The sequence below is a fragment of the Pseudomonas sp. genome (assembly GCF_002796985.1).
Taxonomy (GTDB): domain Bacteria; phylum Pseudomonadota; class Gammaproteobacteria; order Pseudomonadales; family Pseudomonadaceae; genus Pseudomonas.
Genome location: NZ_PEKX01000018.1, coordinates 50,201 through 71,657, shown reverse-complemented (window position 1 = coordinate 71,657; position 21,457 = coordinate 50,201). Strand labels below are relative to the sequence as shown.

Here is a 21,457-nt window from a genome sequence, read left to right as displayed (position 1 = left end):
CCTCAGGCCTTGGGGGTGTAGAAAGGATTGGCGATGGCGTTGACCACGTCGGCCAACTGCGCGCGCTCGGGCTTGCAGCTCAGCGCCGCGCGGATCGAGGTGCGGCAGGCGTTGTAGTTGTTGCGGTAGACGGCATCCAGGTCATCGCAGGCCGGGTTGACCCAGTTAGCGGTGACGATGGCCCACTCGTCCTCGGCTTCGGCCGGCAGGGTGCCGTCCAGCAGCGCCTCGGTGACAGCCTTGGCGATCCCCGCCTGGGACGCGCCCCAGGTGGCGCTGGCGTGCAGGTCACCATTGATCTCGGCCTTGTTCACGTAAAGGGTCATCGGCTTGACCGGGATGTTCGGCTGGGCGATCACCATGAACGGGCAGTGCCCCTGGCTGGGCGAGGCCTGGCTGCTTGCGAACGCCTGCCCCGCCGGACCGCTGCGCGGCCCCAGCAGAATGTTGATGTGCGCGGCGTTGACGCCGGGGCCTTCAAAACCTTCACCGATGTACAGGTCGAGCTTTTTCATGGAGTACCTCATGGAACCGTGGGGTGCAGGAAAGCCCGGACACACTTGCGTGGCCCGTGGCAAAACCGGCGGAAGGCGCCGGGAAGAATCGGAAGGGATCAGGAATCGACAGGTGAATCGGACGGGTGCGCGAGGGCACCGGGCAGGCCGGAATGCGGAGGACGGATCGAGGGGGGGGAGAGCAGGAAGGTGATCATGTCGCGTCGCTCTTTGTTGTTGTCGATGAGCTGGTGCGACGATTTTTAGCACCGGGCGAGAGCGGCCCGGTAGCCATAAAAACTCAAGGAGCTATGAGTTCATCTCACAACTCCGCCAGCACCGATCCGCGGGCGGCAGCGAGTTCGGCGGACAACAAAAAGCCGGCGACGGACAGCGTCCGTCGCCGGCTGGTTCACTCGCGGATCAGCAGCCCTTGAGGCAGGCGATACGGTAGAACCCGTCCTCTACTTCGACACCATGGGTGTCGTGGGCGAAGCCCGGAAAGCGCCTATCGAACGCCTCCAGCGCCTTCAGGTAGCCCAGTACCGGGCCGTCGCTGGCACCAGCGTTTTCGCCCGGCATCAGCAACGGGATGCCCGGCGGGTACGGCACCACACCGGTCGCCACGGTACGGCCGCTCATTTCCTCCAGGGTCAACTGCTCGATGTTGTTCTTCACCAGTTGCTCGTAGGCCGCGCAAGGAGTCAGCTTCGGCTCCGGCAGCAGGGAGAAGGCCTGGGCCATCAGCGTGGTGGTTTCCAGCTCGGCCATGGCTTCGAACATCCGGTCGCAGAGGTCCTTGAGGCCCATCGGGGCGTAGCGCTCCGGCCAGCTGGCGACCAGTTGCGGCAGCGCGCGCGCCAACGGAAGGTTCGCATCGTAGTCACGCTTGAAGCCCAGCAGCGCGTTCACCAGCGTGCCCCACTTGCCCTTGGTGACGCCGATGGAGAAGAGGAACAACAAGGTGAAGTCGGTGGTCTTCTCCACCACTATGCCCTGCTGTGCCAGGTAGGCAGTGAGGATCACCGCGGGAATACCGACCGGCATCAGTCCACCGCTGGGCGAGACACCGGGCGTTACCACCGAGACCTTGATCGGATCGAGCATGCAGTAGCCGTCCTCGATCTCACCGAAGCCGTGCCATTGCGCTCCCGGCGCCAGGGTCCAGCACTGCGGATCGCGGACCAGCAGCTCCTCGTCGGCCTCGAAGAACGGCACCTTGCGCCCCGACTTCGGGTCGCGCACCTCATCGGGTTGCCAGGCGTCGAAGAACCAGTCGCCCTGCTCGGCGAAGTCATTGTTCAGGCGCGCCAGCAAGCGGCGGAAGGCCACCGCCTCGCGGATCGAATCGGTGGTCAGGGCCTCGCCGCCCTGCCCGTCCATCATCGCCGCCGACACATCGTTGGAAGCGATGATCGCGTACTGCGGCGAGGTGGACGCCTGCATCATGAAGGACTCGTTGAAGCGCGCGTGCTCCACCGGGTTGCGCCCGTCGCGCACGTGAATGAACGAGGCCTGGGACAAGGCCGCCAGCAGCTTGTGAGTGGACTGCGTAGCGAACACCGTGGGGCGATCCGCCGTGTGCTCGGCCGGGTCACCGTGCATGGCATGGCGCTGGCGGTAGATGGGGTTGAAGCGCGCGTAGCCATACCAGGCTTCATCGAAATGCAGGCGATCGACGCTCTGCCCCAGCAGCTCCTCAACCCGCGCGACGTTGTAGCAAAGGCCGTCGTAGGTGGAGTTGGTGATGATCGCGTGGCGCGGCGTGGGGTCGATCCCCGAATGCGCCAGCGCGTTGTCGGCGATATGCCGCTTCACTGCCACGGCGGTCAGCCGCTCGGGCAGGATCGGGCCGATCAGCCCCAGGTGGTTGCGCGACGGCACCAGGTAGGTGGGGATCGCCCCGGACATGGTCATCGCGTGCTCCGCCGACTTGTGGCAGTTGCGATCACACAGGGCGATCTGATCACGGGTCACGCTGGCCATCAGGATGACCCGGTTGGAGGTCGAGGAGCCGTTGGTGACGTGGTAGCTGCGGTGCGCGCCGAACACCCGTGCGGCATAACGTTCGCTCTCACCGATGGGGCCGCTGTGGTCGAGCAGCGAACCCAGGTCGCCGACGGAGATCGACAGGTCCGAGCGCAGCAGCTCCTCGCCGAAGAAATCGAAGAAGGCGCGCCCGGCCGGCGACTTGAGGAAGCCAGTGCCGCCGGTGTGACCCGGCGTGTGCCAGGAGTATTCGTAGACGCGGGAGAACTTCATCAAGGCCTTGAACATCGGTGGCAACACCGCGTCCCGATAGCGCTCGACAGCCGCGATGACCCGGCCGCCGATGAAGTCGGTGGTGTCTTCCAGCAACCAGATGAAGTCGTCGGACTGGCGCAGCGCCTGCAGATCGATGGACGCCGCATTGCCGCGCGAAGCCAGGAGGAACGCCGGCAACTGCGCATGCCGTCGACGCAAGGTATCGAGCACCGGCAACGCGCCGCCAGGCAACTCCCAGTTCAGCAGCACACACTGCAACGCCGGATTCGAATCGATGACGGCACAGGCGTCGTCAGCAGTCGCGGCAAACAGCACCGTCACGCCGCGGCGCTCGAGATCCTGAACCAGCGCTCGTGCGGCTCGTCCAGCAGAAGTGGCCTGTTCCAGCGCCTCATGGACCATCAGGACCACGACATCCAGCGTATTTTTGGTAACGGACTCAGACATGAGAACTCCTTGAATCAGCTTGCGGCTCTAGAGCTACAAGCCAGACAGGCGCCTGCCGCGCCTTCAGCGCCATTGGAGAAGGCGTGTGCAGGCGAGGGATCAATTGAGGGATTGAGCGGTGGCGGCAGATGCAGCCGGGGTAGCCGTTGCGGTGGTCGCGGTGACCATCGGTTGCGGTACCCGCGGGCGCAGGTTGAGGTTGTCGTGGCGGCCGACCGAGACCCAGAACATCGCCACCAGCGCGATGATGGTCAGCGCCAGGGTGCCAAAGCGGATCCAGCCCGGCGAAACACCGCCCGGATGGACACCGGTTTCCTCGACGGTGCGCATGCTGTTGATCGACAGCTCGTAGAAGATGATCGTGGAGACCACGAAGATCAGCGACCAGCGGGTCTGCTCGCCATCGGAACCGACCATTGCCCAGAGGCTGTAGATGGCCGCGATGACGCCGACGAAGGTGTAGAAGCCATACTGCCGCGCCGGCATCTTCTTGTAGCCCAACACCTTGATGGCGACTGCCGAGTAGATGTACGGCAACAGCGTCATGATCACCGCGATGGAAGCGATCTTGCCGAACTGCTCGCTGGCGGTGGGCGACATGGTCGCCAGCACCTGGATGCTCATGATCGCCGCGACGATGGCCAGGCCTGCCGAGGGCACGCCCTTGGCGTTGACCTTGGCGAAGATCTTGCCGAACAGGCCGTCGTCCGCCGCCGCCTTGGCCGTCTGCCCGACCAGCAAGGTCCAGCCGGCCAGCGAACCGAGGCAGCCGATCGCCGCGCAAAGCGCCACGATGTTCGCGGCGGTATCACCCAAGGCGAGACGTGCGGCATCGGCGAACGGTGCACTGGAAGCGAGCAGGTCCTTGTTCGGGATCATGCCCATGATCGCGGTGGAGCTGAGCACATAACAGACCGCCGCGATGAGCACGCCGCCCACGGTCGCGATCGGCACGTTGCGCGCCGGGTCACGCACCACGCCCGCCGACACCGAGGCGCTTTCCACGCCGATGAACGCCCACAGCGTGTAGTTCAGCGTCGAGCCCACCGCCTCGAAGCCGCTCTTGCCGGACACGTTCCAGCCAGCCTCGTAGATATCGCCGCTGAACCAGAACCAGCCCAGCAACGCCATGCCGATGATCGGGAACAGGGCGAAGACCGTGGTGAACGATTGCAGCTTGCCGACCACCGATGGGCCGAGGATGTTGGCGTAGGTGAAGAACCAGATCACCGCGATCTGCGCCATCGCGGACACCAGCGGGTCCTTCAGGCTGGGGAAGAAGTGCGACAGGTAGCCCAGGCCGGCAACCGCCAATCCGACGTTGCCCACCATGTTGGCCAACCAGTAGATCAGGTTGGTCTGGTAGCCCATGTAATTGCCGAACGACTTCTTGGTGTAGGCATAAGGCCCACCCGCTGCCGGGTCGATCGACGAGAGCTTGGCGAAGACCAGGGCCAGCGACACCGCGCCGACGATGGTGATGAACCATCCGTAAAGGGCAATGCCACCGGTGGTGGCCAGGTTGGCCGGCAACATGAATACACCTGACCCCATCATGTTGCCGGCCACCATCAGGGTGGCCGCCACCACCCCGATCTTGTTGCTGTCGGCTTGTTCCATAGCGTGACTCCCTGAAATGTGGAGTCACGATTTATGTGCTGCCATCAGCGAGGCCGAAATCGCCCGGATTCCCAAAGCCAGGGCTGAAAATTCCTTAGGAAGCTGGCGACGAAAACTCCTATTCCCGCGCTTGCCGGCCAGCGCACAGCCCCTCTGGGGAGCGCATCACAGCCTGCTTATCCAACTAGGGCGAAACCACTTCTCCACTGGCGGCGACCCGCACTGACTCCTGCACCTGCCGGGTGGCCGGAATCTCCCGCGAGCCCAGCTCCTTGCCCACCAGTTGCAGCGGGCCGGCGCCCTGCCCGGCGGTGTGCTCGTACTTGGGCGGCGTGTGGGTCTCGTCGTAGCGCAGGTAGTAGACCTCGCCGGCGCGGGCTTCCAGGGTGAAGCCGGCGATCAGGGTGAAGTCCAGGCTGCCGCCGGCGAATAAGGTCCAGAAGCTGCCCAGCAGCGGGCGACGCATCTGTAACGGATAACTGCCGGGGGCGAAGCTCAGGGCGAGGTAGCCGTTGCTCGGCAGGCTGCCGATCAGCTCGTTGTTGATGAACAGCCCCGGTGCTTCCAGCTCCTCGTCGGACCACTGGTTCTGCGGCCGGTAGAGGTACACCGTGGCCTGCTGCGAGTCCGCCGGGAGCGCAGCGAACGGCGGCCCGTCCACCGCGCCGAAGAAGGCGCCGGGAGAACTGCAGCCGGCCAGCATCAGGAGAAAGGCGCACAGGGCCAGTCGGAGCATGGAGAGTCCCTCTTATGGTTATCCCCGGAGCATAACCACGGCGCCTTGCCTTGCCACCCGTCGAAAGTCCGGGTCGACGGCGTCGCAGTTACAGGCGCCCTCCACCCCACTCATCCTTTCCTGTTTGACACTGATCCATTGCGCGAGAAGTATTGATTAGTACTACCTGGTATTACCTATCGATAAGAGGTACGAACATGGCCACTTCGGTCAAACTCGACGAGGGAATGCTCGCCCGCATCCGCGAACTGGCGGAGCTGCGCCAGCGCTCGCCGCACTGGATCATTCGTGAAGCCATCGGCCAGTATGTGGTGCGCGAAGAGCAGCGCGAAAAGCTGAAGAAGGACACCGAGCAGGCCTGGGAGGAATTCCAGGCGACCGGCCAGCACGTTACCGCCGAGGCGGTGGAAAACTGGCTGAACAGCTGGGGGAATGAAGACGAACAAGCCGCGCCTGAATGCAAGTGATCTACGCACCCGCTGCGATTCGGGATCTCGAACGCCTGCGCCGCTTTCTGCGGGAAACCAATCCCAGTGCAGCCCAGCGTGCCGGCCGGATCATCCTCGAAACCACCCAGGCCTTGGGAGCGCATCCGCAGATGGGGCGGCTGATCGATGACCTGCCCGTGAACTATCGCGAATGGCCCATCGACTTCGGCGACAGTGGCTACCTCGCCCGCTACCGCATCGCGGGCGAATCTCTGGTGATCCTCGCCATCCGCCACCAGCGCGAAGGCGGATTCTGAGTTCTGCTTATCAGGTCAGCTCCTTGAGCCAGAACACCATGGGCTTGGCGGTTGCCTGTTGCTCGCCGCCGATATCGCACCAACGGTATTCGGCCTGCAGGCCAGGCTGCGGAGTGAAACCGCGCTGCAACCAGAAGGCATCCGGGTCACGATAACTGGCGGGCCTGGCGGGATGGTCCCGCGGCCGGCGCAGCGCGCAGAAGGCGCACCAGTCGAAGCGGTTCAGGCCACGCGCGAAGCGTTCGCGCTCGGCAAAGAAGCGCAAGTCGAGGTCGACGCTGCGGTACTCCGGCAACACCACCGATTCGCCGAAATAGAATATCCGCTCGGGGTTCCAGCCCTGCTCCAGAAAGGGCCGCTGGAATGCTTCTGCCTCGTCCTGCAATGGCAGGCCGGTCGCAGCACCGACCACCTTGCCCCCATCGAACAACAGCACGCCAAGGCTCCAGGCCGAGCGCACATAGGCGTCGAGGTATCCGGCTTCGTAGTCCGGGTTGCCGTCGAAGAGGTAGGGATACTCGCGAAACACCTCAATGCGCAGGCGCACCAGGTCATCGATGACGGGGCGGATGGCTTCGCCGCTGAGCAGGTGGATGTCCAGGGGCATGCGTGTTGTCGTCCGTGAAAGGCCACACCAGCAAGGTGATGGCAATGCAGAAAAACTAGCAGGGTCTGCGAAACACGCCGAAGCCTTGGCCGCGATAGAAGCGTATCCCGACAGGCCGGTTCGTAGGGCGGATAATGGCCCTACGGAGCAGGGGCGATTCGCGAGCAAGCTCGCTCCTACGAAGAGCGCAGCGGCGCTGAACTGGCGGGACGAAGGGGACGCCACCGTTATTGCTCGCGAACAGCACAGGCAAAGAGCTAAGTCTCCGTCGCCACCTGCCGCCTCGGCGGTGCGGGCAACAGGTGCCGCACCAGCCATTTGCGCACCGGCACCACGCAGCGCTCCTGCACCAGCACGCAGCTGGTGACCATGAACAGCAGGAACAGCGGGTACAGCCACAAGGACAGCTGTTGATGGGTAGCCGACTCGACACAGAAAGCCCAGTCCGCCAGGCAATCCCCCGGCGCGCGGATCAGCTTCTCGGTACGCGAGAACAGGGTGAACAACGGCACATGCAACGCGAACAGCGATAGCGAGGCCGCCCCCAGCCTTGGCGACCAGTGGCGGATGAAACTGCTCTGCGGGTCGCGCGGCAATGCGCTCATGAACACCAGCATCAGCTGTGCCGGCAACAGCAGACCGTTGTGCAGCAGGAAGTACCAGAACTTGGCACCGTGGGTGTAGAGGTAATCGGCGACAAGGAAATTCGCCAGCACGAAGGCGCCCATCGTTATCAGCATCCCACGTCCCGGCAGGCGAGCGGCGTCCTTGTACTCGCGGAACAGCCCATAGACGAGGATGCCGCTGAGGAACTCCGGCAAGCGCAGCAGCGGATTGCGGTGCAGCAGGCCGGTCCAGGGCATGCCGTACTGCTCGCTGGCGATCACCAGCACCGGTGGGATCAGATAGAGCCCCCACAGCGCCAGCAACCAGCGCCACTTGTGCTGCAGGCGCGCCAGGCGTGGTGCGACGAAGGGGAAGCAGAGGTAGAAGAAGAACAGCGTCGACAGCGACCAGAGCGGCGCGTTGAAGGTCAGGTAGTACGGATTCCAGGCCTGCAGCATGCTGAGCTGGAGGATGCTGTTGAACAACAGCTCGCGGTCGCTCATCCAGTGGTGGAACAGCTCCGGCTGCAGGCGGCCGATGGCCTCGTTGGTGTCGTAGATGACAAAGCGCGGCGTCGCCTGGTCCAGGTCCGGGCCGATGCCCAGTCCGCTCACCACCAGCAACACGGCGATGGTCAGCAGGATCGAGAAGATATGCAGCGGGTAGAGGTTGGACAGGCGCTTGGTGAGGAAGCTGCGCGGGCTTTCGCGCAGTTGCCCGCCGGTGACGTAGACGTGGCAGAGCAGGAAGCCGGAGAGCACGAAGAAGGTGCTGGTGGCGAAGAAGCCGAGGGCGGTGAGGTCATCCAGGCCGGCGAACTTCTGCTCCGCCGGATAGCTGTGCAGGGTGTGGTAGATCACCACGTACAGGCCCATCAGGAAGCGCAGCCACTCCAGCCCGATGAAACGCTCCTTTGCAACTTTCTCCACACCGCTCTCCTACTCGACAGACAACCCTGAGACGTCATCGGCGGCGGTCGAGGAAGTTCACCACCAGTCGGTCCAGCGAGCCCCACAGGCGTTCGCGCAGGCGTTTCCACCAGGGGCGCGCGCGCCAGAAGCCCAGGTCGATCTCGCGACTCTGCGCGAAGTCGGCGGCCAGGCAGTCGGCCACCGCCGCCGTGAATGGCGGATCGAACGCTTCTACATTGGCCTCCAGATTGAACCGAAGGTTCCAATGATCGAAATTGCAGGAGCCGACACTGACCCAGTCATCGACCAGTACCATCTTCAGATGAAGGAAACGCGGCTGGTACTCGAAGATCTTCACCCCGGCGCGCAGCAAGCCTGGGTAATAGCGCTGGCCCGCATAGCGCACGGGGGCATGGTCGGTGAGGCGGCCGGTAAGCAACAGACGCACGTCGACACCGCGTTGAGCTGCCTTGCGCAGCGCGCGGCGGACCTTCCAGCTCGGCAGGAAATACGGCGTCGCCAGCCAGACCCGCTGGCGCGCGCCACGCAGCGAACGGACCAGCGCCTGGAGAATGTCGCGGTGCTGGCCAGCGTCGGCGTACGCGACCCGCGCCAGGCCTTCGCCGTCGCTGGGGATGGGCGGCAGGCGAGTCAGCAGGACTTCCTCGCGCGGCTTCCACGCCCGTACGCCCAGGCAGGCACTCCATTGCCGTTCGAACAGGCGCTGCCAGTCGGCAACGATGGGGCCGGTCATTTCCACCATCACTTCGTGCCAGTCACTGCGATTCTCCCGCGCGGACCAGAATTCATCCGTGGCGCCGGTGCCACCGACATAGGCGATGCGCTCGTCCACCAGCAACAGCTTGCGGTGGTCGCGGTACAGGTTGCGCAGGCCGGCTTTCCAGTTCAGCGGGTTGTACTGGCGCAGCTCGCCGCCCGCCTCCAGCAGTTGGCGCGTCCAGGCGCTGGAGAGTTTCAGGCTGCCGAAGGCGTCGAACAGGCAGCGCACCTTCACGCCGCGCCCAAGGGCGGCCAGCAGGTGGTCCAGCAGCGCCTCGGCACAGCTGCCGCTTTCCACCAGGTAGAGTTCCAGTTCGATCTGCCGCTGTGCACTGTCGATGGCGGCGAACATGCTCGGGAAGAAGCGCTCGCCATCGCAGAGCAGGGCGAAACGGTTGCCCGTCCGCCAGGGGAAGATCGGCCCGCTCACCGCGAGGCGAAGATCAGCACGGCGCCCACCGGCACCGACAGGCCGATGCTTTTCAGCCCAGCCAGTTTGCGCAGTTGCGCCACGCCCGGTGCGAGGCCGAAGTCGGCGGCGTTGATCACCAGCGGCGAGAGGGTCACCACCTGGAAGCGGTGCTCGTCCAGGCGGGTGATCAGCACCTCGGTGCGGTAATCCTTCGCCTGGCCATTGAGCTCCAGGCGCAGCGGCAGGCGCATCTCCAGTTGCACGCCGTTGGCCAGGTCGGTGATGGGGCGCAGGTCGATACGCGAAGTGACGCGCGCCTCGGGGAATTTCTCGGTGTCGAACAACTTGTCGCGCAGGCGTTCGTCGCGCAGCGGGATGCCGCTGCTCACCGAGTCCATCTCGATCCGCAGCTCCACCTGCCCCTGCTCCTCCACCTTGCCGTGCATCACCAGGAAGCGGTTCACCTCGGCGATATCGGCGTTCTTGGTGGTGACGAAGGTCAGCCGCGAGGACTCGTAGTCGAGGTACCAGGCAGCCTGGGCGGAAGCGGCGAAGCAGGCCGCGAAGAGGAAAGCGAACAGCGAGCGCATGAAATCCCTTACATGAAAAACGGATGGATCAACGGGCAACGATAGCGGCCCGCCGTCGGCTTGCAAACCGGCCAGCGGTTGGGCAGGCGGCGGCGCCAATGGTTCAGTCCGCCAGCAGCGCAGGAATCCCGGACACCAACGCATCGATGGCGCAACGGATCTTCGACGGCATGTAACGGGTCTTCGGCCACACCGCGTGAATGTCCAACGGCGGCAACCTGCAGCGCCCCTTCACCACCACTAGCTCGCCACGCTTCACGTGCCGCGCCAGCAGCCAGGTCGGCAGGCGTGCCAGGCCGAAGCCGGCCACGGCGGCGGCGGTGATGGCCTGCAGGTCGTCCATGCTCAGTTGCGGGTCCATCTCGATACGTCTGGCGTAGCCGTCGTCGTCGCGCATGTCCCAGGGCGAGGTGACGCCCGCGACGGAATAGCTGATGGAGGCGTGGCCGAGGAGATCGTCGAGGTGGTCCGGCATGCCATGCTCGGCGATATACGACGGCGCCGCGCCAATGCCGGTGTACTGCACGCCCAGCTTGCGTGCGGCGAGTGTGGCGCTGTCGCTCAGCGGGCCGATGCGCACGGCCAGGTCGATGCCCTCTTCCACCAGATCGACCCGGCGGTCGGTGAACGACAGGTCGATTTTCAGCGACGGATACTGCCGGGCCAGCGCCAGCATCAGCGGCGCCACGCAGAGGTGGCCGAAGGAGATCGGTACGCTGACCCGCAACCGCCCGCGCGGCTCCAATCGCCCGCCCTCCAGCGCGGTGTGCGCGGCGTCCAGTTCGGCCAGCGCCCGCACGCAGCTGTCGTAGAACACCTGGCCGTCATCGGTGAGGTTCTGGCTGCGCGTGGTGCGTTGCAGCAGGCGTACGCCCAGGCGCGCCTCCAGCCGGGCGATGGCCTTGCCCACCGCCGAACGCGTGAGGTTCAGGCGCTCCGCCGCGAGCGCGAAGCTGCCGGCATCCACCACCTGGACGAAGGTGGCAATGCCATCGAGTCGGTCATCCATCGCCCTGCCCTTTTGAATCCGGAAAAGACCCAATGATGGGACGAAATGGCGCCAATGGGGAAGCCTGTTCTTTTCGACAATGATGGTTCGCCCTACGGAGCCCACTCCCATGACTGCCCAGCCCAACCCCCGAAACCTCATCGCCCTGGCGGCGGTGTGCCTGTCCTCGATGATGTTCGGCCTGGAAATCTCCAGCGTGCCGGCCAGCCTGCCGGCCCTTGAGCGCGTGCTGCACGGGGATTTCCAGGACCTGCAATGGGTGATGAACGCCTACACCATCGCCGTCACCAGCGTGCTGATGGCCGCCGGCACCCTGGCCGACCGCTTCGGCCGCAAACGCCTGTTCGTCATCAGCCTGGCGATGTTCGGTCTGACCTCGCTGCTCTGCGGGCTGGCGAGCGACATGCCGACCATGATCGCCGGGCGTTTCCTGCAGGGCGCCGCCGGCGGGGTCATGCTGATCTGCCAGGTGGCAGTGCTCACCAGTCAGTTCAGCGACCCGAGCGAGCGCGTGCGCGCCTTCGCCGCCTGGGGCGTGATCTTCGGCATCGGCCTGGGCTTCGGTCCGATCATTGGCAGCGCCATCGTCGCCCTGGCCAGTTGGCAATGGGTGTTCCTGGCGCACGGGCCGCTCGCCCTGCTCACCTTGGCGCTGGCGCAGTACGGCGCCGTGGAGTCGCGCGATCCTGACGCCGAACGACTCGACCTCGGAGGCATGCTGACGTTGTCGCTGGCGGTGCTCGGCAGCGTGTTCTACATCACCCAGGGCGCGGACATGGGTTTTGCCAGCCCGGCGGCGCTGGCGATCCTGCTGCTCAGCTTCGCCTGCCTGATCGCCTTCGTCCTGATCGAGCGCCGCGTCGCCCACCCAATGTTCGACTTCTCGGTGCTGCGCATCCGCGCCTTCTCCGGCGCGATGTTCGCCTCGGCGAGGATGAACGTGAGCTTCTGGCCGCTGATGATCTACCTGCCGGTCTACTACCACGGCGCGCTCGGCTACGACGATGTGAAGGCCGGCTGGTCGCTGCTCGCCTACACCCTGCCGACGCTGGTGGTGCCGCCGATTGCCGAACGCCTGGCGCAACGTTTCCAGCCGGGCTGGGTGATCCCTGGCGGAATGTTCGTGATCGGCGCCGGCTTCTTCCTGATGCTCTGGGGCAGCGCCGCGGATCACGCCAGCTGGCTGACCCTGCTGCCCGGCTGCGTGCTGGCCGGCATCGGCCTGGGCCTGACCAACACCACGGTGACCAACACCTCCACCGCCGCCGTGCCCGCCACCCGCGCCGGCATGGCCTCGGGCATCGACATGAGCGCGCGGATGATTTCCCTGGCGATCAACATTGCGGTGATGGGGCTGATCCTGCTGTCCGGCGTCGCGGCCGCGCTACATGGCGTAGAGGGTGGCGAGAAGCTGCAACTGGCGGCCAGCATCGCCAGCGGCCGGTTGGGCACGGACGATCCGGAGGGCGCCCGTGCGGCACTGGTGCAGGGCTTCGGCTGGGTGCTCGGCTACGGCGGGATCAGCGCCTGGCTGTTCGCGGTCGGCAGCTTCCTGACCTTCGGTGCGCATCGGGCGGCGCGGCCTAGACTGGAGGCTGTCCAATCCTGAATGAGAGGAGAGTCGCCATGAAAACCATCCTGCTGCTCACCTTCGTGCTCATCGGCGCTTCCAGTTGCAGCGTGGGCTCGGGCTTTCGCTTCCAGCCCGACGTGCCGGCGATTGCGGTGAGGGCTTGAGGCCGGCTGTTTTTTGCGGTTGACGCTGTGCCGTGCGGTTCGCGAGCAAGCTCGCTCCTACGAAGAGCCCACACGGCTCTGGCTCTGGCTATTTGAAGGCTTCCAGAGAAATATCCGCGCCCTCCGAACTGCCCCGTTCAGGAGGCCTCGTTGAAGCGGAGTTTCAGGGGTTGAGCGACATGGATGTCGCGAGAGCGGCGATGGGCCAGGGATGGCCCTTCGACGCGTGCCCCTGAAACTTCGCTTCAACGAGGGAATTTTTCGCCTAAGCGAAAAACCGGATGTCCGGGGCAAGACCTTTGCCTTCTTTGGGGCGTTTGCCAAAGAAGGTCGCCCGAGGGGGCGAAACACGAAGTCCGCGCGTACGCCGAGGCGGCGCAGGAACACCAAGGCCAACGCAGCAGACCTGCAAGACCAGAGCAAAGGAAAGCGCCGGCCCTGCCAACGGATCGCGGGCACGGCCTGCTCCTACAGATCGAAGGTGTCCATCAAGGCGCCTGCTTGATCACCTGGCTGAACCCCAGCACCGCGAACACCGGCACTTCGGGGGTGATGGAGGGAACGTTGGCGAGTGCCTTGAGCGGCTCCAGCTTCTCTTCAAGGTCGAAGTCGATCAGCTTGAGCACCAGCGGCTCCAGGGTCGTCACTTCGATGCGGGTCTCGCTGGGGCGGATGACCAGCACCTCGGCCTTGAGCCGGCGCTGCTGGCCGTGCAGGTCGAGGTTGAAGTCGATGGTTTCCTGCCGCGACTGGCCGACCTGCAGGTCCTGGTAACGGCTCAGGTCCAGCTGGCTGCTGATGATCGCCTCGGGGAAGCGCTCGATCTCGAAGAAGGTATTGCGCATGCGCTCGTCGCGCAGCGCCAGGCCGCTGTCGATGGACTCCAGCGGCACCACCACGCGCACCGCGCCCTGATCGTCGATCTGCCCGGAGAGGCGCTCGAAGCGCTGCACCTCCGCCATCTTGCCGCGCTTGACCGAAACGAAGCTGATCCGCGAGGTGTCGCCGTCCAGTTGCCATTCGGCCAGCGCCAGGGGGCTGGCCAGCACCAGCAAGGCGCACACGGCGCCGGTTACAAAAGAATGCATTGCTCCTCCGAAGCGGGTCGCCCCGCTCCGTGGAGCGCGCCCGTCAGTGGCTGCCCGATTCGGGCAAATCGTCCGCCTGGGGCATCAGTTGGCATCCCTCGCGCGCACCGAGCCAGGCAGCTGTCTGCGTACTGCCCAGGCCACGGGCGGTCACCCGCTTGCGCGCTTCGTCGTCGAGGAAGGCGCTGGTCGGCACGTACTGCTTCGTATAGGCCCGGCAATAGTCCGCCGAGTTCCCCATAACGTAACGGCAGGAGCAGTACTCCTTGGCCGTGTAGGCGCCGATGATGCCGGGGAAGGCGGCGAGATGGATGCGGTTCTGCCAGATCACGGCGGCCAGCGCGATGAGCAGCAGGGCGAGAACGCTGAGGATCGGATGGCGGCGGATCATGGCTGCACCTCCCCGTGGGCGAAGGCCGCCCGGGCAAGCTTGAGGAAGGCGTCGTGCTGGTAGCTGCCGTCACGGTCATCGGCGTAGCGGACGATCACCAGTTTCTGCTCGGGGATCACATACAGCGCCTGGCCCCAGTGGCCGAGGGCGGCGAAAGTGTCCTCAGGCGCATTCGGCCAGGGTGCTGGCGCGCCAGCCACCGGACGGTTGAGCCACCACTGTCCGCCGGGCACCGCTTCGCCGGGTTTTTCCTTGTTGGGCTGGTAGTCGGGGAATGGCGCGAGGACGAATTTCATCCAGTCCTGCGGCAGCAGTTGGCGATCCTTCCAGCGCCCGCCGCGCTCCATCAGCAGGCCGATGCGCGCCAGGTCGCGGGCGGTCATGTAGGCGTAGGAGGAACCGACGAAGGTGCCGCTGGCATCACGCTCCCAGACCGCGGACTGGATACCCAGCGGCTCGAACAGCGCGGTCCAGGGGTAGTTCGCGTAGTCCTTGCCGACCATCTGCTTGAGCGTGGCTGACAGCACGTTGCTGTCGCCGCTGGAGTAGCGGAAGCGCTTGCCCGGTTCGGCGTCGGCGGGGAAACCGGCGGTGAACTTGGCCATGTCGTCGCGGCCACGGGTGTAGAGCATCGCCACCACCGAGGAGCGCACCGGCGCGTATTCGTACTCTTCCTGCCAGGCCAGGCCCGAGGCCCAGTGCAGCAGGTCGCGCATCTTGATGTCCGGGTGGTCGGCGAAGGCCGGGTAATGCTGGGCGACCGGGTCGTCGAGCTGGAACTTGCCCGCGCCGAAGGCCACGCCGAGGACGCTGGCCATCACGCTCTTGCTCATCGACCAGGCCAGGTGCGGCGTCTCGGCACGGGTCGGGCCGGCGTAGCGCTCGTAGATCAGCTGGCCATCGCGGATAACCACCACGGCGTCGGTGCGCACGCCCTTGCGGGTAGCGTCGTCGCGGGTGGGGAAGGCGTAGTTTTCGAAGTCCTGCACGGCGCTGCTGCTGGGCGTCGCACCGTGAGGCCAGTCGGCCTCGGGCCAGGTTTCGGCGCCGTGGGCGTGGCCACTGAGCAGGCAGGTGGCCAGGGCCAGCGCGCGCAGCGCTGGACGGAAGGGAGCGAAGGGCATCGGCGGGCCTCTTGTTATCAGGTCGGCCCGCACCCTAACACGCTGAAGATGACGGATTAAGCGCCGATCGTGCCGTAATCAAGGACGATTGGCGCAATCGGTCAGCGCGGTACTTATCAGCAGAGCTTGTCAGCAGGAACGTGTCAGCGAGGAACCTGATAATCGTCGGGGCCCATGAGGTCCATGCCGCACTGCAGGTCGCTGATCCAGTCGAGGAACGCCGTGATCATCGGCTTGCCGACGAAGGGCCGGCCGTGCTGCGGGACGATCATCTCGATGTCCAGGCCGCGAACCATGTTGGCCCACAGCCGGCCAACCTTGTTCGAGGCCATGTAGCGGCGGTGGAAGCCTTCCATGTGCGGCACGTGGGCGGCGAAGTCCTGCACCGGGCTGGCGTCGTCCACCAGGGAGGCGCCCATGTCGCCGGAGAAGAGAATCTTGCTGATCGGGTCGTAGACCTGGAAGTTGCCCACCGAATGCAGGAAGTGCGCGGGGATCATCTTCAGTTGGCAGCGGCCCAGTTGCACCGATTCGCCACGGTCCGGCAGCGGGATCACCCGGTCATAGGTGGAGATGCCGTGGCTGATCGCCAGGTAGCTGGCCGTGAGGTGCGGCAGGAAGCGCGCCCAGAGCTTGGAGCAGATGACCTTGGCGCGGGTGTGCAGCAGCCACTTGTCCAGCGCAGCGATGATGTCCGGGTCCTGGTGCGAAGCGAAGATGTAGTCCAGGTCCTGCAGCGGGAACAGCTTGGAGAGTTCCAGCGACAGCGGGGTGTAGGTCAGGTCGCCGCCCGGATCGAGGAGCAGGCGTTTCTCGTGGTCGACGATGAGGAACTGGTTGGATTGCACACCGTCGCCGCTGACCAGATCGTCGAAACACAGGCATTGGTGCTTACCGTCGTCGAACAGCACGATGGGTTCGCGTCGCATGAGCGGGATTTCCTAAAGCAGTGGGAGGGAAAACAGTGGGTAGCCGTGCGGAAATTTCTAGGTATCTCAGAAATTTCCGTAAGGCTAACGCCCCCTCCCAGAGCCCTCACTGACGTGGGTCAAGGCCTATTGCCACCCTCGCTTTCTCCAGGCGTTTAGCCCGCGCGGAGCCGGCGATGGCGAGCACGCCCTTGTCCCGTTTCCACACTGCCGACAGCTCCGCATCACTGGCGGCGAACGCAGCATCCAGGGCGGCCGCGAGGCCCTCGAACTGGCTGAATACGCCAGCCAGCAACAGGTGGGTTTCCGGCTGCGAAGCAGGCTGCCGGCTGACCTCGGCGCAACCGGCGAGTACGCCGGTCAGGCGCAGGCTCAGCTCCGCCGGCCACTGGCGTTCCACGGCCAGGCCGTAGAGCCAGGCGCAGACCGCCGCCAGCACATGGGTGTCTTCCAGGGTGCGGAAGGGTTTGCTGTAGGCCTCCCAGCCATCGCCGGGCAGGCGCTCGCAATGGGCGCCGTCGAGCAGCAGGCGGGCATGGGGGATATCGGGCATCAGCGGCAGGGCCGGCAGCGCTTCCAGCTTCGCGCCGGGAGCCCCGGCCTGCACCACGGTCATGGCAATGCGCGGCGGCTCGCCCTCCTCCTCGTCGCGCGCGGCGACCAGCCACCAGGCGGCGCTGTCGGCGGCGGTGGCGAAGTCCTTGCGGCCGTGCAGCACCAGGCCTTCGAGGCGGGTCTGCAGGTCGGCGGGGCGCACGCTCTTCTTCTCGGTCACGCACAACGCGCCGAGGCTGCGCGGGGCGGCGGGCCAAAGGGCACGCAAAGCCGCCTGGTAACCGGCGAGAAAGGCCAGCCCCGGCGAGCTCGCCAGACGGCCACCGAGCACGGCCAGTTCGAAGCTGCCGGCGCACCCTGCGCGAGTGAGCAACTCGGCATACCAGTCGTCCAGGGCCAGGCCGGGCGGTAAGCGGTCCTGCGGACCTATCAGGCATTTCCAGGGCATCGCGGCGCTCCTTCCTTCGAGGTCGTCGTTCTTGTCATACAAGCATCACCGCACCGTCATGGGCGTGACACCGGTCATTCCTAGCCTGAGCTTGCACAACAAAGCCGACCGGCCGCAACCCGCATGGCCGGTTCACGGAGGCACTCGCATGAGTCAGATCGCCCTCTCCTGTGATACCCCGGCGCAGCGCCGCCTCAAGGCCGTGCGTCTGCGCGGCGCCCGCGCCCTGCGCGAAGCCCAGGCCCTGCGTTACCGCGTGTTCAGCAGCGAGTTCGATGCCCAGCTCAAGGGCGCGGACCAGGGGCTGGACATGGACGACTACGACCGCCACTGCGCCCACATCGGCGTGCGTGACCTCAACACCGGCGCACTGGTGGCCACTACCCGCCTGCTCGACCACCGCGCCGCCCAGCGCCTGGGCCGCTACTACAGCGAAGAAGAGTTCGCCCTCGACGGCCTGGATGACCTGCAAGGCCCGGTGCTGGAAATCGGCCGCACCTGCGTCGACCCGGCCTACCGCAACGGTGGCACCATCGCCGTGCTCTGGAGCGAACTGGCCGAAGTGCTCAACGAAGGCGGCTACCGCTATCTCATGGGCTGCGCCAGCATCCCCATGCGCGACGGCGGCATCCAGGCCCGCGCCGTGATGCAGCGTCTGCGCGACCGCTATCTGTGCCAGGCAAACCTGCGCGCCGAGCCAAAGACCCCGCTGCCGCAGCTGGACGTGCCGGACAACCTCACCGCCGAGCTGCCGCCGCTGCTCAAGGCCTACATGCGCCTGGGCGCGAAAATCTGCGGCGAGCCCTGCTGGGACCCGGACTTCGGCGTTGCCGACGTGTTCATCCTGCTCAAGCGCGATGAGCTCTGCCCGCGCTACGCCCGCCACTTCAAGGCTGCCGTCTGATGCGCAGCCTGCGCGCCTGGCTGCGCGTCGCCCGCCTGCTGCTGGTGCTGACGCTGGGCCTGGCGCTGGCCAGCTTCGTCAGCCTGCTGGAACGCCTGCCTGGCGGTGATCGGATGCCCCTGCGCCAACGCCTGACCAGTTGGTACCTGGCACGCTTGTCCGGCGCCCTGCCCTTCGACGTGAAGGTACGTGGCGAACTTCCCGGCCAGCCGATGCTGTGGGTCTCCAATCATGTGTCCTGGGTCGATATCCCGCTGCTGGGTGCGCTGCTGCCGCTGACCTTCCTGTCCAAGGCGGAAGTGCGCCAATGGCCGGTGGCCGGCTGGCTGGCGGAGAAAGCGGGCACCCTGTTCATCCGTCGCGGATCGGGCGATGCGCAAATGATCAACGCACAACTGGCCACGCACCTGTCGCGCGGGCGCTCGCTGCTGGTCTTTCCCGAAGGCACCACCACCGACGGCCAGGGCCTGCGCACCTTCCACGGCCGCCTGATGGCCAGCGCCATCGAAGCCGGCGTGCCGGTGCAGCCGGTAGCGCTGCGCTACCGCCGCAACGGCCAGGCTTGCGAGCTGGCGCCGTTCATTGGTGACGACGATCTGGTCAGCCACTTGAAGCGCCTGTTCGATAACGACCGGGGCGTGGTGGAGATTCACTTGCTACCGGCGCTGTCCAGCGCCCACCAGGACCGCAACCTGCTGGCGAAGCAGGCGCACGCCGCGATCCACGCAGTGGTGAGTGACGTTCAGGAAGAGGCGGCCATCGCGGCCTGAGAGTTGCCGGCAAGGCAGCAAAGAAAACGAAGTTGGTTTGGAGCCCGCCGTAACCTACGGCCGGCGGGTTCCCACTCTGGCGAAACAGCTTTCAAACTACGCCGGACGGCACCCTCGAGTCGCCCGACGCAGCCTGAAAACAGTCTCCAGGCGCCGGAGGTTCAAGCCTCCGGCGGCACGACCAGGATGTCACAATCCAGCTCGCGCAGAGCGTAGTCGGCGACACTGCCGATCAGGGCACGCTTGATCCCACCCATACCCCGAGTACCCATGACCAGCAGATCGGGCCGATGCTTGTCGACCATCCGCTGCAACACGTTGCCCGGCAGCCCGACGGCCACCAGTTGCTCATCGATGCGTTCTTCCAGGTGCTGGTCGTGGAGGAACTTCTTCAGCTCTTCCACCGCCTGGCGCGATTCGGTGCCGACGAATTCGTCGATGCGCTCCTCGCTCACCCCGGAGTACTGCATCATGCCCTTGGCCAGCGGGCTGAAGGCGTAGACGCCACGGCGCACGGCGCCATCCAGCAGGCCTAGTTCATCGGCCACTTCCACCGCGTGGGCGGAGGCCGGCGAGGTATCCAGGGCAATCAGCAGGTCGCGGTATTGCCCGCCGGCCGGCTGGTTGACCACCAGCACCGGCAGTTGCCCGGCGCGCAATACTCGCTCGACCGTGGTGCCGATGAAGATGTCGCGCAGCACGCTCTTGCGGTGTGCGCCCATCACCAGCAGCTCGCAGTTCTGGCTCTTGGCGGCGGCGAGAATCTGCTGATTCGGATCGCCGCGCTCCACCAGCAGTTTCGGGCAGGTACCGCCCAGTTCGGTGAGTTCCACCAGCCGCGCTTCGAGCATCATGCGCACCTGGGTGACTTCCTGTTCGACCAGCGCCGCAGGCTGGTCTTCATCGACCACGTAGAGCACGGTCCAGGGACAGGCGTAGCGCTTGGCGAGCGCTGCCGCACGGTGCAAAGCCTTTTCGGAACGGCCGGACAGATCCGTTGCGACCATTAACGACTTCATCATGCTGCTCCTCTCGTCGTCCTTCAGATGTGTCTATTGCACACGCTATGGGCCGCCGGGCGGTTGACGCATATCAAGTCAGCCCGGACCGTCCATCGAATTCGGCAGGTTTCTGACGAAGGCCTGCAATTCGGGATAGAACTCGCGGAAATCGCTGCTCAGCGGCTCGTAGAGACGATCCAGTTCATCCCAGGCGCCGTCCAGCAGGGACGGCCGCGACAGGCGCCGGGACATCCCGACCATCACGTCCTGCAGCACTTCGAACTGTCGATAGCTGCCCAGCCAGTCCTGCGCAGCCATGCGCGGTGCAATGCGTGCCAGACGCTCCGGCAGGCCGGGCGTGCGGCCCAGTACACCGTAGACCCGTTGGGTGAAGTGCTCCAGCGGCTCGCCGGAGAAACGCCCCCAGTCGCGGGCCAGGCAATGGTCGAAGAACACGTCGAGAAGCACGCCGGCCATGCGCCGACGCTCGCTGGGGAAGCGCGTCTTGGCACTGTGTATCAAGGCGTGACTGTCGGTGAAGGCGTCGATGCGCCGGTGCAGGCGGATGCCCGCCTCGATCTCGGCGGGCCACTGGCCGGCGAGCGGCCCTTTGACGAAGTCGCCATAGAGGCTGCCAAGCAGTTGGGCGGGCCGGTCGCCGCCCAAGTGGAGGTGCGCGAGATAGTTCATGCAGGTGAGCTTAGCGCGGAACCGTGGCCAACCGATAAACGCAATGCCTGGTCGAAGCGTAGGAGCGGATTCATCCGCGATAGGTCCGCATCGCGCCGGATACCGATCGCGGACGAAGTCCGCTCCTACGGGCGCCCAGCCTATTATCACAGGTGTTGATCATCACTATCGCGCCAAACGAATTCATATCGCCTTTGACCGATATATAGTTCGTCCCAACGCGATATAGCGATGTGCCCCATGACTGAACAACCCACTCTCGATCCTGGCATCGACCTCGACGAAATCTTCAAGGCCTTGGCCCACCCGGTGCGGCGCGACATCCTGCACTGGCTCAAGGACCCGGAGAAGTTTTTCGTCGAGCAGGAGCACCAATCCTTCGAGATCGGCGTCTGCGCCGGCAAGTTCGACCAGCGCACCGGTCTGTCGCAATCCACCGTTTCCGCGCATCTGGCCACCCTCCAGCGCGCGGGCCTGGTGACCAGTCGAAAAGTCGGCCAGTGGAACTTCTTCAAACGCAATGAAGAGACCATCCAGGCCTTTGTTCGCCACCTGAGCGAAGCGCTGTAACCGGCTACTGCCAGCCAAGACATTCCCA

General features: G+C 65.4%; 22 protein-coding genes. 6 read left to right on the top strand and 16 right to left on the bottom strand.

The annotated features are described in order from the left end of the window. Positions 1 to 2 precede the first annotated feature (2 nt). The 4 genes from fae to CTR55_RS20850 form a co-directional block, all read right to left on the bottom strand. Positions 3 to 515 (bottom strand): formaldehyde-activating enzyme, encoded by a 513-nt coding sequence (gene fae / locus CTR55_RS20865; RefSeq protein ID WP_296288965.1) that lies wholly within the window; start codon positions 513 to 515, stop codon positions 3 to 5. 402 nt (positions 516 to 917) lie between these two features. Further along, positions 918 to 3,206: an Orn/Lys/Arg decarboxylase N-terminal domain-containing protein gene (locus CTR55_RS20860; protein ID WP_296288963.1), complete on the bottom strand. Its 2,289-nt coding sequence runs from the start codon at positions 3,204 to 3,206 to the stop codon at positions 918 to 920. Positions 3,207 to 3,305: 99 nt separating this feature from the next. Beyond that, entirely contained in the window at positions 3,306 to 4,826 is a 1,521-nt protein-coding gene (gene adiC / locus CTR55_RS20855; RefSeq protein WP_296288961.1) for an arginine/agmatine antiporter, read from the bottom strand. Between the two features lie 184 nt (positions 4,827 to 5,010). Beyond that, positions 5,011 to 5,562: a DUF2846 domain-containing protein gene (locus CTR55_RS20850; protein WP_296288959.1), complete on the bottom strand. Its 552-nt coding sequence runs from the start codon at positions 5,560 to 5,562 to the stop codon at positions 5,011 to 5,013. A gap of 197 nt (positions 5,563 to 5,759) precedes the next feature. Between CTR55_RS20850 and CTR55_RS20845 the strand changes: the two genes are divergently transcribed. After that, entirely contained in the window at positions 5,760 to 6,029 is a 270-nt protein-coding gene (locus CTR55_RS20845; protein WP_296288957.1) for a CopG family ribbon-helix-helix protein, read from the top strand. Then, complete coding sequence (locus CTR55_RS20840; protein WP_296288956.1) at positions 6,020 to 6,307, top strand: type II toxin-antitoxin system RelE/ParE family toxin; 288 nt, start codon at positions 6,020 to 6,022, stop codon at positions 6,305 to 6,307. Before CTR55_RS20845 ends, CTR55_RS20840 begins: the two co-directional genes overlap by 10 nt. 10 nt (positions 6,308 to 6,317) lie before the next feature. Here CTR55_RS20840 and CTR55_RS20835 read toward each other — a convergent pair whose 3' ends face one another. The 5 genes from CTR55_RS20835 to CTR55_RS20815 form a co-directional block, all read right to left on the bottom strand. Next, the gene (locus tag CTR55_RS20835; protein ID WP_296289373.1) at positions 6,318 to 6,908 is read right to left on the bottom strand and encodes a GNAT family acetyltransferase; all 591 of its coding nucleotides are present in this window, start codon (positions 6,906 to 6,908) and stop codon (positions 6,318 to 6,320) included. 263 nt (positions 6,909 to 7,171) lie between these two features. Beyond that, complete coding sequence (locus CTR55_RS20830; RefSeq protein WP_296288954.1) at positions 7,172 to 8,449, bottom strand: acyltransferase; 1,278 nt, start codon at positions 8,447 to 8,449, stop codon at positions 7,172 to 7,174. A gap of 34 nt (positions 8,450 to 8,483) precedes the next feature. Beyond that, entirely contained in the window at positions 8,484 to 9,641 is a 1,158-nt protein-coding gene (locus tag CTR55_RS20825; protein WP_296288952.1) for a phospholipase D-like domain-containing protein, read from the bottom strand. Next, complete coding sequence (locus CTR55_RS20820) at positions 9,638 to 10,213, bottom strand: YceI family protein (protein WP_296288950.1); 576 nt, start codon at positions 10,211 to 10,213, stop codon at positions 9,638 to 9,640. The genes CTR55_RS20825 and CTR55_RS20820 overlap by 4 nt, the downstream gene beginning before the upstream one ends. A 103-nt stretch (positions 10,214 to 10,316) precedes the next feature. Continuing rightward, a complete protein-coding gene (locus CTR55_RS20815; protein WP_296288948.1) occupies positions 10,317 to 11,222 on the bottom strand; it encodes a LysR family transcriptional regulator in 906 nt (301 codons plus the stop codon). A 109-nt stretch (positions 11,223 to 11,331) separates the two neighbouring features. On the opposite strand from CTR55_RS20815, the gene CTR55_RS20810 reads away from it, so the two are divergent. After that, positions 11,332 to 12,831, top strand: coding sequence for an MFS transporter (locus CTR55_RS20810; protein WP_296288946.1), 1,500 nt, complete (start codon positions 11,332 to 11,334; stop codon positions 12,829 to 12,831). Between the two features lie 616 nt (positions 12,832 to 13,447). On the opposite strand, the gene CTR55_RS20805 is transcribed toward CTR55_RS20810, so the two are convergent. The 5 genes from CTR55_RS20805 to CTR55_RS20785 form a co-directional block, all read right to left on the bottom strand. Further along, entirely contained in the window at positions 13,448 to 14,047 is a 600-nt protein-coding gene (locus CTR55_RS20805; RefSeq protein ID WP_296288945.1) for a YceI family protein, read from the bottom strand. A gap of 43 nt (positions 14,048 to 14,090) precedes the next feature. After that, positions 14,091 to 14,438, bottom strand: a complete 348-nt coding sequence (locus CTR55_RS20800; protein WP_296288943.1) for an amidase — start codon at positions 14,436 to 14,438, stop codon at positions 14,091 to 14,093. After that, the gene (locus tag CTR55_RS20795; protein WP_296288941.1) at positions 14,435 to 15,562 is read right to left on the bottom strand and encodes a serine hydrolase; all 1,128 of its coding nucleotides are present in this window, start codon (positions 15,560 to 15,562) and stop codon (positions 14,435 to 14,437) included. The genes CTR55_RS20800 and CTR55_RS20795 overlap by 4 nt, the downstream gene beginning before the upstream one ends. Positions 15,563 to 15,705: 143 nt before the next feature. Further along, entirely contained in the window at positions 15,706 to 16,491 is a 786-nt protein-coding gene (locus CTR55_RS20790) for an MBL fold metallo-hydrolase (protein ID WP_296288939.1), read from the bottom strand. Between the two features lie 106 nt (positions 16,492 to 16,597). Further along, a complete protein-coding gene (locus CTR55_RS20785; RefSeq protein WP_296288937.1) occupies positions 16,598 to 17,494 on the bottom strand; it encodes an acyl-CoA dehydrogenase family protein in 897 nt (298 codons plus the stop codon). Positions 17,495 to 17,642: 148 nt separating this feature from the next. Between CTR55_RS20785 and olsB the strand changes: the two genes are divergently transcribed. Both olsB and CTR55_RS20775 read left to right on the top strand, forming a co-directional pair. Continuing rightward, on the top strand, positions 17,643 to 18,398 hold the full coding sequence (gene olsB, locus CTR55_RS20780) for an L-ornithine N(alpha)-acyltransferase (RefSeq protein ID WP_296288936.1): 756 nt from the start codon (positions 17,643 to 17,645) through the stop codon (positions 18,396 to 18,398). Continuing rightward, a complete protein-coding gene (locus CTR55_RS20775) occupies positions 18,398 to 19,168 on the top strand; it encodes a lysophospholipid acyltransferase family protein (protein WP_296288934.1) in 771 nt (256 codons plus the stop codon). The genes olsB and CTR55_RS20775 overlap by 1 nt, the downstream gene beginning before the upstream one ends. Positions 19,169 to 19,329: 161 nt before the next feature. Here CTR55_RS20775 and CTR55_RS20770 read toward each other — a convergent pair whose 3' ends face one another. Together CTR55_RS20770 and CTR55_RS20765 are read right to left on the bottom strand one after the other, a co-directional pair. After that, positions 19,330 to 20,190 (bottom strand): universal stress protein, encoded by an 861-nt coding sequence (locus tag CTR55_RS20770; RefSeq protein WP_296288932.1) that lies wholly within the window; start codon positions 20,188 to 20,190, stop codon positions 19,330 to 19,332. Between the two features lie 75 nt (positions 20,191 to 20,265). Next, complete coding sequence (locus CTR55_RS20765) at positions 20,266 to 20,859, bottom strand: ACP phosphodiesterase (protein ID WP_296288931.1); 594 nt, start codon at positions 20,857 to 20,859, stop codon at positions 20,266 to 20,268. A gap of 240 nt (positions 20,860 to 21,099) precedes the next feature. Here CTR55_RS20765 and CTR55_RS20760 point away from each other — a divergent pair, with 240 nt between their 5' ends. Next, entirely contained in the window at positions 21,100 to 21,429 is a 330-nt protein-coding gene (locus CTR55_RS20760; RefSeq protein ID WP_296288929.1) for a helix-turn-helix transcriptional regulator, read from the top strand. Positions 21,430 to 21,457 lie beyond the last annotated feature (28 nt).